The sequence below is a fragment of the Dyadobacter koreensis genome, from assembly GCF_900108855.1.
Lineage (GTDB): Bacteria > Bacteroidota > Bacteroidia > Cytophagales > Spirosomataceae > Dyadobacter > Dyadobacter koreensis.
On record NZ_FNXY01000002.1, the window covers coordinates 505,837 to 520,342 of the forward strand.

Here is a 14,506-nt window from a genome sequence, read left to right on the forward strand (position 1 = left end):
TGTATTGAATGTTTTTATTAAAAACCAAGGTTAAGACCAACAGTGAACACGCGTGGAACCGGGTTTGTACGGTTATCAAGACCTGTTTGGTTGTTATTGTCTGCGTTTGCTGTTGCGGAAGCAGACACAAAACTTAGCTCAGGATCTAACCCTTTGTATTTTGTGATAAGGAACGCGTTCTGAACCTGTGCATAGATTCTCAAATTCGTCGCTTTGATTTTATCCTTCAGGAAAGAAGGGATTGTGTAACCAAGGCTGATATTCTGAGCACGTATGAAATTACCGTTTTCAAGGAATCTTGATGTAGCGTTACCGATCTGATTTGCGCGTGCATCGGAGTTAAAATATAGTCTTGGAACCTCAGTAACCTGTCCCGGAGTTGTCCAGCGGTCAAGCAATTCGCGACCGGCGTTGGCAAACAGCTGGTTGTTCAATTGCTCTTGTCTCGTTACGTTATAGATTTTATTTCCTCCTGAGAATGTTAAGAACAACGTGAAATCAAAGTTTCTGAAAGACACCTGGTTGTTCAAACCACCATACCAAGTCGGGTTGGATCTACCCAAAATTCTCTTGTCTGCAAAAGTCAAAGCCTCGCCGGCTTCAGAATCGTTCGATGGGTTGGCAGGGTCATATACTGCCCAACGGTTTGCAGCCGTTACTTGCTGAACGTAGGTTCCGTTTGCTTTTTCATAGATCGGATTACCGTTTGCAGCGTTTACACCATAGTATTCATATCCAAAGAAAGATCCGATAGATTCACCTTCTCTTGTTGTGTTGTAAGTACTGTTGATTGGCGTGTTTGCCACAAGTCTTTGTACCTTGTTTTGTACGAAAGAAACGTTTGCACTGGTTCTCCATGAGAAATTATCAGTCTGGATATTTGTGCTGTTGATGCTGAATTCCCATCCTTTGTTGTACATTTTACCGATGTTCTGTGCAATCGTGTTACCCGGCACACCCAATGAAGGAGGCGTAGGAGATTGAAGAATCAGGTTATCGATGTCGTTACGGAAGTATTCCGCGGAGAAGCTAAGTTTGTTAGCCCAAAGCGAAAGGTCCAGACCGAAGTTTAATTTTTTACTTGTTTCAAAACCAAGAAGACCATTTCCTGCCTGATTAAAGCGGATACCGCTCAAATCACCATATTGTGCTGCGCCGAAAGTACCTGCATATGGATAGTTTCCAATTTCTACGTTACCAACTTTTGCCCATCCCCCACGAAGTTTAAGTTCACTTACGAAACCTAGCGCCGGGCTGTTTTTGAAGAAACCTTCTTCCGAAATTCTCCATCCCAAAGAAACACCCGGAAGCGTTGCTCCCTGATTGTTATGCGGCAGAGAAGAAATCAAGTCATGACGAACTGTTGCACTGATTAAGTAACGATCAAGTAACGAGTAGTTCGCCCTTGCGAAGAAAGACTGGAATGCTCTTTCAGACGCAGTACCACCAATGAACTGGTTGGTCAAGGTATTGCTGATGATATTTTCATTGCTACCAAAATACGAGTTCGACAAGTTCGTACCATGTGCAAAGAAATATCTTGATCTTGTTTTCTGAATTTCATGACCTCCTACGAAACCAATTTTATGGGCTCCGAATGTATTGTTATAGCTGATCGTATTCTGCCAGTTGTAACGGAAAGATGGAAGGTTATACTGATAAATTCTACCATTAACGTTTTTACCATCTCCATGTCCAGGATCGTAGTACAAATAATCTTCACCGTTCAGGTAGTTGATACCGATAAAAGATTTTGCGTTCAGTCCTTTAACGATTTCAACATCTACAAAAGCGTTACCAGTAAGGTTAAGCTGTTGGTTTTTATAAATGTTTTTATCTAAAACATATGCCTGGTTGGTGTAGTTACCGTAAAGAGGACGCAGGTTTGATCCTTGTCCCAAGCTTGCGCCATCCGCACTAAGGTTATAACTTCCATCAGGCCATTTTGAAGGAACGTTCGGGAATGCGTAAATCGCGCCGGCTACGTTTCCTGACAAAGCGTTTGTTCCGGTGTTCAAACCAGTGTTTGTCGTATGCGTAACAAATGTATTCATTCCGAACGTTACCTTGTCATTAAATGCTTTCTGATCAAGTTTTGCACGGAAATTATATTTCGTCTGGTTGTTACCAACGATATTTCCTTCCAGGTCAGCATAACCTAATGAGAAATAGTAGTTTGTCTGCGGCGTTGCTCCGCTGAACGACAAAGCATGGTTTTGCTGAAATCCGCTTCTAAGAATTACATCCTGCCAGTCTGTGTTATATGGCTGTTGCGTATCCGGATTCAATGTAGGGAATGCAGCGGTTGGCAAAGCAGCATTGGTGAGTTTTTCATTGGTGATTGCAATGAATTCGTCAGCATTCAAAAGATCAAATTTCTTCGATGGTTTTGAAGACGCAAGCCAGCCATCATAGGTGATACGGGCGCTTCCCAGTTTCCCTCTTTTTGTTGTGATCAAAACCACACCGTTTGCTGCTCTTGAACCATAAATCGCAGTCGCTGAACCATCTTTCAGCACTTCAACACTTTCAATATCGTTCGGGTTAATATCTCCAAGCGGGTTATTGACCGTGTTTGCTCCCTGATCTCCTGTGATATAAGGCAATCCGTCCACTACATAAAGAGGGTCGGAATTGTTTGAGATCGAGTTTACACCACGAATTCTGATTTTAGCAGCCTGGCCAAGGATACCGCTTGGAACCGAAGCCTGCACACCTGCAACCTGTCCTTGCAAGAAACGGTCGAAACTTGGAACGGCGATGTTTTTAAGTCCGTCTCCCTTAATTGTTCCAACAGAACCTGTCACGTCTCTTCTTTGCTGAGTACCATAACCTGTCACAACAACCTCGCCAAGTGCTTTTACATCAGACTTCATTCGGATGTCGACAACACTTTGATTTCCGATCGTAACTTCTTGTGAAAGCAATCCTACGAAGCTGAAGATTAGGGTAGTGCTGCCATTAGGAACTTCAATCTGATAGGTTCCGTCCACAGAAGTCTGTGTTCCTACAGAGGTTCCCTTCACTAAAACGCTGGCGCCGGGGATGGTTGATCCATCTTCTTCGGCAGTTACCTTTCCGGTAACGACTTTACTCTGAGCCAGTATAATACCAGCCCAAAATACCATCATAATTGAGAGTATTGATTTCTTCATCAAGAAATAAATAGTTAGGTTTTTAATAGAAATTTAATGTTGCAAAAGTAATTATTGTTTTAATTAAAACAACGTGTTTTTGGTGAATGCCAAAATAAAGTTTGGTTTAATGGCATTATACCTGAATTATTATTAAAAAAGTACAGATTTATTTTTAATAATTCATGTGATCACAATATTTATCTGTTTGATGCTTTGGTAATATTTGGGTTACAAATCTTAAATCTTTTAATCTCATTTTAATAGTTACGTACTAACGGTATAGTATTGTACGTAATTTCAGTGAAGACCACAATTTTTAGAATTTACCTAAAAAATGTGCGCAATATTTGTAAAAAGTCGGAGGTTTTTGGGTAATATCTGTAAATTATGCAACGTGCGTTTATACTTGTATTGAATATTTTTAGTGTAACAATTAATAATACTCTCTCTTTGTACTAATGATTTTCTAATTAGATATTTTAGGATGTTAGGTTATTTGTATCAAAAAACTTTGGTTAGAAAAAATTCTGAATTTTTTTTAAAAAATGTGAAATACGACAGACATTTTTAAAAATTTCCAATCATCGAAACGATAGTTCGAATCTGGAATTAGCATGTGAGAGTGAAAAATACCCAATAAAAAAAGCGGGCAAACCAAGGTTTGCCCGCTTGAATTTTCAATAAGAATGTTACTGGCTAAAATTTATCCCACCAAAGTTTGGTAGAAGCCAAGTCTCCGCCGATAGCAGCAGAAGCTGTTTTCAAATTTGTTGGATTAAGTGTTTGTTCCACGATCGGGTAGATAATACGAACTGGAATCTGTAAGCCAGCCGGTGCACTTCCACCGGTTGGAGGAAGAAGTTTTGGATAATCCAATCTTCTCCATTCAACCCAAGATTCCCATCCTCTGTTGTAAAGAGCGAACCATTTTTGGAAACCGATTTTTTGTTTGTAATCGCCAGTCGCTGTTGCATAAGCTACTTTTGGCTGAGCGATGTAAGTTGCAGCGTCCGTAGCAGAACCTCCCCAATAAGTAATAGACGCCGTGATTGCTTTGTTGTAGTGGTCTGCTGCATCTCCTGTGATTAAACCTCTTTCAATAGCTTCTGCAAGGCTGAATTCAACTTCTGAATAATCCATGAAAATACCTTCCAGTGTTGGATCTACGATTTTTGTTCCAACTTTTGAAAAATCTGCATAGGTGTTGGCGAATCCGTAAGCACCGCCTTTATAAACACCGCCTACTGTCGTAAACCACTGCTGTCTTCTTGGGTCATTCAGCTCATTCATTGGGTCAATAAATACGCTTGTGATCACATAATCCTGGCGTGTAGAATACGTAGGGTTAAGATTTTGAGCAACCGGGTTATAGTTTGGTGGTGTTGCAACATAAGGGAAAGCCGCTTTGTCAGCATTTGCAGTAAATACGTTTGGTGCTGCTGCTGCAATCAATGTTTTTGCTTTTGCGGCATCACTGTCAGCAATAACAAGTGCAAGTCTCAATTTCAAAGAGTTACCGAATTTTCTCCATTTGGCGATGTCGCCTTTGTAGATCAAATCGCCTGCACCAAATCCTGTACCTGTTGTGTTAAGAAGTAAGAGTGCGGCATCAAGACGATCTAAAAGAGAATAATAAACCGTTTTTGCATCGTCAAATTTTGGAAGCGGATTTAATGGATCCATTGCCTGAGTATAAGGAATGTCACCAAAAGTGTTCACCAAAACAGACCAAGCCAATACTTCAACAATTTCAATTTGTGCAAGCTGGTTATTTTTCGATTCCGCAGACAAAAGTGTGTTTGCGTTCAAAATCTTTTTAGCTTCCGTAAGATCTGAAATTACGTCACGGTAAAGACTCTGCCATAAAGCCTGAGGAATTGCGCGAGCCGTAAGGTTATAGCGCTGTTCATCAAGATATGTCGTTTCAGCCCATTGCTGAACATACAATCGATAGTTATTATTGTTTACGTTAGGCGTTACCAATGCATCGATAAGACCTTTTAGTGAATTAGAAAACAACGTAACAGCCGTAACAGTCGGGGCTTTCTTTGTATCAACGTTGTAATCGTCCAGGCTGTCAACGCATCCGGTCAGCAGCAGGAATGATAGAAAAACAATTAGTGACTTTTTCATATTTATATTTTCTAGAAACGGAATTTAACATTGAAACCATAACTTCTTACCGTTGGATATGCACCACTTTGGTATCCACCTGCACCATTTGAAGTACCAGAGCTCAAACCATCTTCTGGATCTGAATACTTCATGTTTTTGTGAATGATCCAAAGGTTACGGCCGATTACTGATACGCTGATTTCTTTGAAGGCGCGTGTTTTGTTAACAAGTGCTTGTGGTAAAGAATAAGAAATAGAAGCTTCTCTCAATTTTACATAGCTCGCATCATATACATACATTGCGCGGGGAGCATTCGATGTATAACCATATGCCGATAAACTGTTACCGTCAATGTTTTCGGCTCTTACTGTGTTTGGAGATCCGTCAGCCTGAACACCTGGGAATAAAACTCCACCCGGGTTAGCAGCCTGGATTTTTTTACCGGCAGCATCAAGCAAATACTTTCCGTCAGAACCTCTTTGGTAAACATCATCTCTCTTAGGAATTCCAAGTTCATTCAAACCTGCTGTGATCGGGTACAGACCTGATCCTTCACCATACCATTGATCAAGTGAGAAGATATTTCCACCCTGACGAATGTCAACAAGGAAGCTAAGTGCGATCGATTTATATTTCAATGTGTTTGTCACACCACCTAACCAATCCGGGTTTGGGTTACCGATAATTTCACCTGAGCTTGCAGACGGTTTGTAGATACCATTTGTACCAACCACTTTCTGACCGTTCATGTATGTGAAGTTCGTACCTCTGATCACACCAAAAGGAAGACCGCCGATTACTTTTCCATCTGCATTTGTTTCGAGAGCAGCGTTAATCGTTACACCACCTTGAAGAGACGCAATCTGAACGTTCGTCACATCACCGTAAAGGCTCACAACTTTGTTGCGGTTGCGGGTATAGTTAACGTTCATTGTCCATGAGAAATCTTCTGTTTTTATCGGAGTGATGTAAGCAGATACCTCGATACCTTTATTCTGCATTTCACCAGAGTTTACATAACGTGCAGTGAAACCAGTTGCAGAAGTTACAGACACCGGAAGAATTTGATCCAATGTACTTGTTTTATATCCGGTAACATCGAATCCTAAACGGTCGTTAAGGAATGCGGCTTCGATACCAATTTCGTAACTCTTTGTTCTTTCAGATTTAAGGTTTGCGTTGTTTTTAGTATTAGGAAGAGAGAAATAAGGAACTGTTCCAATACCTGTTGGCTTGTCGTAAACATCATAAATACTTCCCCATGGAGCATCATTACCCACTTCTGCATAGTTAGCTCTCAATTTACCAAGTGTTAACCAGTTGTTTTTTAACATTGGCAGTTCAGAGAATACGAAGTTTGCTCCAACCGATGGGTAGAAATATGTGTTTGAACTTTTTGGAAGCGTCGTAGACTTATCCTGTCTTGCAGCAAGGTCAAGGTTAACAAGTCCTTTGTAGTCGAAAGATGCATTTGCAAAAATACCATCCACACCGATTTTTCTAACGATCTCAGTCGGAGCCTCAATAGCGCTGACAGAGTTTGACAGAGAGTAAAGGTTAGGAACAGCCAAACCACCATTTGTAGAAGCTCTCATTGAAGATTCGTAAGATCTACGCATGTTGCTACCTAATAAACCTGTAAAGCTGATACCTTTTGTAATTTCTTTGCGGAAATTAAATAAAAGGTCAAGGTTTGTTTCGTGGAAATTACGGTCAAATCTTATATATGAAGGAACGGCAGCACTACCTACAGAAATACGTTCTTCCTGAGCATCAATTGTTCCATCGTATGAGAATCTACCTGTGAAATCAACCCAGCTCGCGATTTTATAAGTCGCAGATGCACTTCCCTGGTAGTGATCACGTGTATCGTTTGAGAAGTTTTTGTAACGTGTGTAATATGGGTTATCAGCAAAAATCGGGTTAGTTCCCTGAATGTTAGCCCAGTTCCATGTTACGTTTTGCTGATTTCTGAAATAAGCTTCTTTTTGCTGAGCAATGTCAACACTTAGCGGCCACCATTGTCTGAAACCCTGGTTTGGGTTTTTACCGTTGTAACCTGTGTTATTTCTTCCGTTACCTTTAATATTAGAAAAGTTAACCGTAGCAGCAACAGTCAGTTTTTTGTTCAGGTCATATGAACCACCGAAGTTGAAAAGGTTCTTTTTCAATGAACTGTTTGGCAGAACACCAGTTTCGTCGCTTCTTGTGTAACCGATTTTAAAAGTAGAAGCATCACCGCCACCGCTCAAAGCAATGCTTTGGTTTGAAGTGACCGCTGTTTCATAAAAACTTGCAGGACCGTTTTCTGCCTTAACCCAGGGAGTTTGTTTTCCAAAGTTAGGAGAGAACTTATCGATAGCGTCCCACTGATAAACAGGACGTCCGTCAAATTTCGGTCCGAAAGAAGCATCAACGTCATAAGGAGCCACATCTCCTAAACCAGCACCAAGGTTAGCCTGTTTGAAAGTGCTTACATATCCTTGACCATATTCAGTCTGATATCTTGCGAAAGTTGACTTGTCAATTTTTCCCCAGGTAACACCGCTGTTCACCGTTACGTCGAAACTGTTTTTTCTTCCTTTTTTCGTTGTAACCATGATCACACCATTTGAGGCGCGTGAACCGTAAAGTGCAGAGGCAGCAGCACCTTTAAGTACGTTGATCGATGCAATGTTGTCCGGGTTAATATCCGATGCAGCATTACCATAATCGACACCTGCTCCGCCTGTCTGCTGAGTGGTTGTGTTGTTGTTTGCGTTAGAAACCGGTACGCCGTCAATTACCCAAAGAGCCTGGTTGTTACCAGTGATCGATTTGAAACCGCGTATAACCACGTTCGTCGATCCACCCATCGTGTTACTAACCTTAATATCCACCCCGGCCAATTTACCGGACAGTGCATTCATCAAGTTAGGATTACGGGTCTGAGTAAGCTGTTCAGCGGATACCTGTTGTGCAGCATAAACAAGTTCATTTCTTTTTTTCTCCTGGCCAAGTGCAGTAACTACCACCTCCTGAAGCTGGCTGACATCATTTTTAAGAGAAACATTTAATACAGATTGTGATCCTACTACTGCTTCCTGAGTCTGGAAGCCGATGAAACTGAATACAAGTGTAGAGCCTTGCGAGACAGATAGGGAATATTCCCCTTTGGCATCCGTTGTTGATCCTCTGTTGGTACCTTTAACAGCGATATTTACCCCAGGTAGAACGGATCCATCTTCTGCTGTGACCTTACCAGTCAGGGAACGATCTTGGGCATAAACTTGCGTACCTAATAGCAACAAGCATCCCAATAGTGACGATAGAATCTTCCTCATACGTTAATAATTAAGTTAGGTTTATTAAGAAAATTTAATGTTGCAAAAGTAATTATTGTTTTAATGATTGCAACGTCTATTTGCTAATTATCAAAATAAAGTTTGGTATTAAGTGGAAAATCGGTAAATATTATTATAAAAGTTAAGTATAATCCAGAATTATTTATAATCGATAAAATGTCACCGATTGACATTTTTTGACCTTCTATGTTACTATTTTATTAATAAATTTCTAATAAAATTCTAACACGTTTTACATTGTACGTAATTGAGTGTTTTCGGTTAATCATTACCATTTATCAAACGATCTGCCTTAATCGTTACAATTTTCGTTTGTATTTGATACAAAACGTAAAACTTATATAATCTACGTTTACAGGTTTATTTTTGTCTCTATATCATCCATTTTACCTACAATCATTGTCTTGTTATCTACCATGTGCCAAATTATATTCTGGTTTGTAGAAGAAAAGCCATTGTTATTATTAAAACAACTATTAGTTTTGTAACATCTACTACAATTGTTATACTTATAATCAAACTTTAAATCATTTTATGAGAAAGTTTTTACTATCATTTCTGGGGAGCTTGCTGCTTTTGAGCGTGCAGGTTTATGCTCAGGATCGTGAAGTGACGGGTACCGTCACTGCGGATGACGGTTCAACATTACCCGGTGTCAACATTTCCATTAAAGGAACAACCAGAGGAGTTACAACCAGTCTGGATGGGAAATACTCAATTGCAGCTGACCAGGGAGCTACGCTTGTGTATTCTTTTGTAGGATATGTTACCCAAAATATTGTTCTGGGAAATCAAACCAATATTGATATCAAGCTTGTCTCGGATTCTCAGCAGCTTGGAGAAGTTGTGGTTACTGCACTGGGGATTTCAAGAGAAAGAAAATCCATCGGATATAGCACAGCGACCGTTTCTAACCTTTCTATTACAGAGGGAAGAAATACAAGTGCGCTGGACGCCTTGAATGCACGGGTACCAGGTCTTTCGGTTTCTACTGCCTCCGGCGCGCCGGGTGCGTCAACGGTTTTGAACATTCGCGGGTTCAACTCGGTAACGGGAAACAATCAGCCTTTGTATGTTGTCGATGGTGTTCCGATGAATAACCGTGGAAATACATCTTCGTCAAATGCTGCCAACGGAAATGACGACTTCAACCGGTCTATGGACTTCGGGAACCAGATGAATGATATTAACCCGAATGAAATTGAGAGTATAACCGTGCTAAAAGGTATCTCGGCTTCGGCATTATACGGTAGCCGTGCTGCCAACGGAGCGATCCTGATTACGACGAAAAAGGGAAAATCAGGGCAGACAACTGTTGACTTTTCAAGCTCATTCGCTCAATCTCAGGTTTTGCGTGTGCCGCATTTGCAAAACACTTACGGACAAGGATGGAGCGGATTATTTGATCCGATCGAAAACGGTTCATGGGGACCAAAAATGGATGGACAGACAAGGCTTTGGGGGAACGTTGTTGACAATTCCCAGTTGCTGAAACCTTTCTCTGCGCAAAAAGACAACCTGAGAGATTTTCTTGATCGTGGGTACGAGTGGAACAGCAGTTTAGCCGTTGCCGGTGGAACGGATGCCGCGAATTATCGTATTTCTTATTCTTATGCAGATGCAGACGGAGTTATTCCAACCAATGCAGACTCTTACCAAAGACATACGGTTGGTTTGAACGGTGGTTTAAAACTTAAAAAATTCTCTGCAAATGCGAATATGAACTATGTTCATAAAGATCAGAAAGCAGTTGCAACAGGACAGGGAAATGATGCCGGTGCAGGTAAAGTACTCTGGCAGGAAATTATTCAGATTCCAAGAGATCACTCGATCGTGGATTCAAAAGGATATAACGACCCGAATAATCCTTTCAATAAATTTTATAGTCTGGATAACTATTTTACACCTTATGCACAAAATCCGTACTGGACGCTTTACAATCAGGGAAATGATTACGCTGAGGACCGTATTTTCGGTAACCTGGAGTTCAAATATGATCTTCTGAAAAATCTGAACGTTTTATGGAGAGTGGGTGGTGACTATTCTGACGCATTCCAGAAAGACTGGGGTAATGTTGGTAAAATTACGCCTGGTTCTCCTAACAGCAGCGCAAACGACGTGTTCGGTAGTGTTTCACAGATCGCGAGAGGAAATCGCCAGTTTAACAGTGATCTTCTTTTGAATTTCAACAGCAACCTTGGAAGCCGTATTGATGTTCAGGCATTTATTGGTCATAACATCAACCAGCGTACGGCATTTACACAATACGCAAGCGTAACAAATCTTGACTTGCCCGGATTTTATAACCTGAAAAACAGTTCTGTAACACCAACAACCTTCACAACAGAAAGTACACGCAGACTGGTTGGTCTTTACGGAACCGCGACTTTTGGTTTTGACAACTGGTTATACCTGACCGTTGGTGCAAGAAATGACTGGACCAGTACTTTGCCAAAAGGAAAGAATTCTTACTTCTATCCAAGTGCAAGTATCAGTGCGGTACTTTCGGATGTATTTAAAATGCCAGCTCAAATTCCATTCGTCAAAGTTCGGTTTGCTGCCGCTTCTGCCGGTAACGATGCGGATCCTTATCAGATTCTTCCTGTATATGCTTCGGGAAGTGTGAGCACGGGAAGTTTTGGAACAATTGATTTCCCATTTGGCGGTATCAATGCCTACGAAGTAGCTAACAATCCCGGAAACCTTGATCTGAAACCTGAAATTTCAAACGAATATGAAGCTGGGGTTGAACTTGGATTCTTCGGAAGACGTGTCGGCATTGAAGCGAGTTATTATGACAAGGTTACTAAAAACCAGATCATCAACCTGAACCTTGAACCAGCAACAGGTTATCAGAACCAGACTGTAAACCTTGGTCAAGTTCGTAATAAAGGTATCGAGGCAATGTTAACACTTGTTCCGGTTCGCACGGATAAAGTAGAGTGGGGTGTAACATTCAATTATAACAAGATCAATAACAAAGTGGAGGCACTTGGTCTTTCAGATAGTACCAACATTTTGTTGAATAGCAGTTATGATGTGAAACTAAGAGCTGTTGTTAACAAACCTCTTGGCGCGATATATTCTCCTGATGTTTTGCGTGACAAAGAAACGGGGGCGACAATTGTAAACCCTGAAACCGGTTTGCCGCTTGTTGATCCAAATGAACATTACAGAGGATCTATCAACCCTGACTTTACAATGGGTATCGGTACCTACGTGACTTATAAAGGATTCAGATTAAGCGCGAATGCGGATTATCGTAAAGGTGGCGTGTTCTATTCTTACACAGCGCGTTTGAATTATTTCAATGGTAACGCTTACGAATCGCAGTATAACGACAGGGAGCCTTTCATCATTCCTGGATCTGTTGTTCAGGCAGCTGATGGAAGTCTTGCTGAAAACACTACGCCGATTTCAAGATCAGATATGGCAACTTATTATGGCGTAAACAATGCTTACCAGTACAACCACGTGTTGCCGAAAACTTTCTTTAAACTGAGAAATGTAGCACTGAACTATACTGTACCAAAAAGCTTCCTGGCAAAAATGCCGATCCGAGTGGCTTCTCTTGGGATATTCGGTCGTAACCTGGTTATGTGGACGCCTAAGAAAAACCATTATGTGGATCCTGAGGCAAACACATTTGGTACAAACCTGAAAAACCTTTATGGTGAATTTGCTGCCGGCCCTTCAACTGCGAGCTACGGTGTTCAGTTAAACTTATCATTCTAATTAGATCCGAAAATGAAAAGTATATTAAAAAATAGTTTATTACTACTTAGTGCGCTTTCACTCGGTTCTTGCGAGAACTGGCTGGATGTAAACGAAGATCCGAATAATCCGACCAATGTTGCTCCTCAGTATGTATTGCCTGTAGCCCAGGCATCGGTGATGGCTGTTACAGGAGGAAGTTTTGCAATCATCGGCGGTATGTGGTCGCAGCACTGGACACAGGCAAACGTGAGCACGCAGTATAAAACGATCGATTCCTACGATTTGCAGCCGGCGGATTATAACAACGCCTGGACAGAAATGTATGCAGGCGGTTTGAATGACTTTGAAGATGTAAAACGTAAAGCAGCCGAAGCGGGGAACAACAATATGGTCCTTCAGGCTGTGGCAGGGCAAACTTATGGTTTTCAAATTCTGGCCGACTGGTTTGATAAAATACCTTTGAGTGAAGCTTTGCAGATCGAAGTGACCAAAACTCCAAAGTATGATGATGGTCCTGCGGTTTATGCAGAACTTATCAAAAGACTGGATGCAGCTCTGGCACTTGACTTTAATAATGGAACTTCAACACAGGTTTCTTCAGATCTTGTTTTTGGTAAATTGAGTGGAGCTGAGCAGATTGCTCAATGGAAACGTTTTGCCAATACGCTGAAATTAAAATTGTATCTGCGTCAGACAAGCAGTCCTAATTCAGCTGCCGCTTTGGCTGCAATTAAAGCTATGTTAGCTGCGAATACAGAATTTCTTACAACGCCTGCTTCGGTAACATCATTTGTTGATGAACCAAGCCGTAGTAATCCATTGTATGAAAGCAACGTACGTCAGCTGAACACTGGCACAAACCTTCGTTTAAGCAAAACTTTGCAGTCGTATCTTGAAGCGAACAATGATCAGGCTCGTTTGAATGCTTATTTTACGCCAGGAAGCTCCGGACAATTTGGACTTGCGCAGGGAAATTATGACGTAAGTACATCCGTAGTTGGACCTAACGTTCCGAGTGTTACGAAATTATCTGCTACGGACCCGTTCTTCTTTTTCAGTCTTGATGAAGTCGATTTCATGCTTGCAGAAGCGCATTTGCGTTCAGGTAACGACGCACAGGCAAAAGCTTTTTATGATAAAGGAGTTGCTGATGCATATGCCAAATTCAATGTAACCTTTGATGCTTCTAAAATCGCCGCCGGTGGGGTTTACGCCTTCCCTACGGCAGGAAATACAGAAGCAAAATTAAAAGCCATTATGATCCAGAAATGGGTAGCGATGTACAAACAGGGATATGAGTCATTCTGGGATCAGGCTCGTACGGGTTACCCTGAGAACTCGCCAGTTGCTACAACAGATGAAGACTATGTGCCAGGACAATGGACTTATGCGATCAATGGTGTTACAGGAAAAGTCTTCCCGAAAAGAATTCTTTACACTTCGGCTTCCCGTGATGTTAACCCTGGAAATACGCCGGCTCTTGCAAAAGTTACTGACAAAATCTGGTGGATGAAGTAATCATTAAATTTTAAAAAAGATCATGATAAAAGGAATAAAATATATAGCAATATCAGTCCTGACGGGATTGCTTTTTGCTTGTGAACCTGATAAGGTTACCGAAGGGCTATCGGATATTACTTATTATCCGGTAATTACTTTGAAAGGAGATCAGTGGACTCAGGTTCCTGTCGGTACAAAGTTTACAGATCCTGGTGTAGAGTCAAAAGAAAATGGCGAGGTAATTACGACAAAAGTGACGGGGGCTGTTGACGAAACGAAAGCAGGTGTATATGTAATTCAGTATGATGCTGTCAATAAAGACGGTTATGCCTCTACGGATTACCGATATGTTGGGGTTATCGATCCAGCTGTTGCAGGAACTGATATTTCCGGGGCTTACAGAAGAAATGCCGGTGAAAATGGTATTTCAAATGTGTCAAAAGTTTCCGGTAATCTGTATTACACGGATAATATTGGTGGTGTTGCTACAACTAATCCAGGCTTGGGGGTTTATTTCTACCACTATGCAAAAGGTAAATTAGGCGTTCCTTTTCAATTAACGCCCGGCAATTCCTTCTCAGCAACGAATGGAACTATCGTTGAGGGCACTCAGTATAGCTGGGTAGTAATCAATCCAGGTTACGGTACTGCCGTTCGTACATTTATTAAACAGTAACATCAACTACATATCTT

General features: G+C 41.2%; 6 protein-coding genes. 3 read left to right on the forward strand and 3 right to left on the reverse strand.

What is annotated here, in order from left to right; translation table 11 throughout:
- Window positions 1–17 precede the first annotated feature (17 nt).
- The 3 genes from BMY70_RS06655 to BMY70_RS06665 form a co-directional block, all read right to left on the reverse strand.
- Window positions 18–3,155, reverse strand: coding sequence for a SusC/RagA family TonB-linked outer membrane protein (locus BMY70_RS06655; RefSeq protein WP_090333666.1), 3,138 nt, complete (start codon window positions 3,153–3,155; stop codon window positions 18–20).
- Between the two features lie 678 nt (window positions 3,156–3,833).
- Window positions 3,834–5,270: a SusD/RagB family nutrient-binding outer membrane lipoprotein gene (locus BMY70_RS06660; RefSeq protein WP_090333669.1), complete on the reverse strand. Its 1,437-nt coding sequence runs from the start codon at window positions 5,268–5,270 to the stop codon at window positions 3,834–3,836.
- An 11-nt stretch (window positions 5,271–5,281) separates the two neighbouring features.
- Window positions 5,282–8,575, reverse strand: a complete 3,294-nt coding sequence (locus tag BMY70_RS06665; protein WP_090333672.1) for a SusC/RagA family TonB-linked outer membrane protein — start codon at window positions 8,573–8,575, stop codon at window positions 5,282–5,284.
- A 555-nt stretch (window positions 8,576–9,130) separates the two neighbouring features.
- Between BMY70_RS06665 and BMY70_RS06670 the strand changes: the two genes are divergently transcribed.
- Genes BMY70_RS06670 through BMY70_RS06680 form a run of 3 tightly spaced genes read left to right on the forward strand, consistent with a single transcriptional unit; the run spans window position 9,131 to window position 14,489 of the window.
- Window positions 9,131–12,331, forward strand: coding sequence for a SusC/RagA family TonB-linked outer membrane protein (locus BMY70_RS06670; protein WP_090333675.1), 3,201 nt, complete (start codon window positions 9,131–9,133; stop codon window positions 12,329–12,331).
- 12 nt (window positions 12,332–12,343) lie between these two features.
- A complete protein-coding gene (locus BMY70_RS06675; RefSeq protein ID WP_090333678.1) occupies window positions 12,344–13,831 on the forward strand; it encodes a SusD/RagB family nutrient-binding outer membrane lipoprotein in 1,488 nt (495 codons plus the stop codon).
- Window positions 13,832–13,853: 22 nt separating this feature from the next.
- Window positions 13,854–14,489, forward strand: a complete 636-nt coding sequence (locus BMY70_RS06680) for an immunoglobulin-like domain-containing protein (RefSeq protein WP_090333682.1) — start codon at window positions 13,854–13,856, stop codon at window positions 14,487–14,489.
- Window positions 14,490–14,506: the final 17 nt, after the last annotated feature.

Excerpts from the sequence above, each read along its gene's own strand:
- BMY70_RS06655 (WP_090333666.1), bottom strand. The coding sequence starts at position 3,155 with ATGAAGAAATCAATACTCTCAATTATGATGGTATTTTGGGCTGGTATT.
- BMY70_RS06660 (WP_090333669.1), bottom strand. The coding sequence starts at position 5,270 with ATGAAAAAGTCACTAATTGTTTTTCTATCATTCCTGCTGCTGACCGGA.
- BMY70_RS06665 (WP_090333672.1), bottom strand. The coding sequence starts at position 8,575 with ATGAGGAAGATTCTATCGTCACTATTGGGATGCTTGTTGCTATTAGGT.
- BMY70_RS06670 (WP_090333675.1), top strand. The coding sequence starts at position 9,131 with ATGAGAAAGTTTTTACTATCATTTCTGGGGAGCTTGCTGCTTTTGAGC.
- BMY70_RS06675 (WP_090333678.1), top strand. The coding sequence starts at position 12,344 with ATGAAAAGTATATTAAAAAATAGTTTATTACTACTTAGTGCGCTTTCA.
- BMY70_RS06680 (WP_090333682.1), top strand. The coding sequence starts at position 13,854 with ATGATAAAAGGAATAAAATATATAGCAATATCAGTCCTGACGGGATTG.